This window comes from Chryseobacterium hagamense, from assembly GCF_007991455.1.
Lineage (GTDB): Bacteria > Bacteroidota > Bacteroidia > Flavobacteriales > Weeksellaceae > Chryseobacterium > Chryseobacterium hagamense.
In genome coordinates this window covers 1-1,572 of the sequence record NZ_BJYJ01000059.1, presented here as the reverse complement: position 1 = coordinate 1,572, position 1,572 = coordinate 1, and the positions used below count along the sequence as shown (strand labels likewise).

Here is a 1,572-nt window from a genome sequence, read left to right as displayed (position 1 = left end):
TTTGTTTTGTCATGATCGTATTGTTTTATTTTTTATTCTTAATTAATTGTCCTCTTTTGACATTACAAATCTACGGCGGTAGTAAAATTTTCCCTGTAGTGGAACATGGAAGTTGGTGTAGTAAAATAACTACACGTATTAGTCAAGAGAAAAGCTTCCGCACTTATAAAGCTTTGGAGGCTTTTAATTCAGTAGCTGTATACGTTATTTTTTGAATGTAACTTTCCTAAATTTGCTCTCGGCGGAGGTAAAATACAAAACAAAGCTTAAGGGGTAATAAATCCCGTTAAGGGTAAGATGATATTAGGTTCTCGTTTAACTGATGTTCTAGAGAATAATTTTTTGGGCAGCCTCAGCCGTTATACATGAACGAAAACATTTTTCAAATGCCATATCAGAATGTTTCAGGAGAATAACTATATCAGTAATCTGCATACAGGGAAGCGGCTAGTTGACAGGAACAATGGAAAAAGAAGGATCTATTTATTTGAAAAATGTCTCAACATTAATTTAAAGCTATGAAGAATTTTTTTTACTGCCTTTTTGTTTTCCGTTTACCTTTTATTCAAGTCAAATTAAAGTGAATAAGGGAAAAGATATTGATATCATTTTCCCATTGAAAAGTATCAATACCCAAGCAACCGGACCAGCCACAGAGGAAACTATAAAAAACAACATCAACAACACCTTTATTATTGATCCTCAGGGTTTTTATGGTAAATCATATATATTGGAAAATGGGAAAGTATTAGAATCCTATTTATATTTTAAAAAGGGTTATTATTCCAGAGATGCAGGACTGTGCCGGGAAGATTTAATTGTTTTACAACCATTTCAGACAATACATCATTCCATAAATTTTAATAAAAATAACCGAGCTGTTTATCAATATGCGGCACCTAATCGATATGAAGAAATCATCAATCTTCTCATAACAAATATAACGCAACTATTTTAGGCTGTGATGATTATATTAAGGAGTTGGAGTATAAAGGTTATAAAGTTCTAGAAAATAGTATAATGACCAGAATCCCTTTGAATCCCTAAAAACTTAATTGGTTCCGTCTAAGGTATTATTTAAAGTGAATCAAAAAATAGATCAGGTAATAAGCTGGATAGAGAAGGCAGATGCCGAAAGTGCCTTTATCAAAGAAAATCACAGATATGGATAGTCAAATAAAATCGTTTGTCATTCCATTAAAGGGGAATCTATTGAAATCCCACTCCCCAACCGTATTTTTTCTTCAATGCTTCTGAATAATTCTTTATTGACCGCTTCGCTTGCATCATCTGCTTTATACAGACCTTGAAAATACTAAAAATCCTTCCGGTATTTCCAGAAGGATTAACCAAAAAAAAAATTTAAGGTGGTCAAAATATATTTTGGGGAGTAAACCGGATCTGCTAAAACTCTTTATCAGTTTAGGGATAGCAAATAAATCTGACACTACAGATATTCCCAGAAATCGTATCGGCTGTGGCTGTGGGCGATATTCCCAACGACCATGGCCAGATCTGGGCTTCGGCCAGCCAGAGCGGTGCCAACCTTCTGACAACAGCCGTTGACTTAGG

General features: G+C 34.4%; 2 protein-coding genes. Both read left to right on the top strand.

The features are described 5' to 3' along the window. A partial coding sequence (locus CHA01nite_RS20900; protein WP_228458476.1) for a hypothetical protein occupies positions 1-215 on the top strand: 215 nt, incomplete at its 5' end. A gap of 365 nt (positions 216-580) precedes the next feature. Then, entirely contained in the window at positions 581-958 is a 378-nt protein-coding gene (locus tag CHA01nite_RS19995; protein WP_146944711.1) for a hypothetical protein, read from the top strand. The last annotated feature ends 614 nt before the right edge of the window (positions 959-1,572 follow it).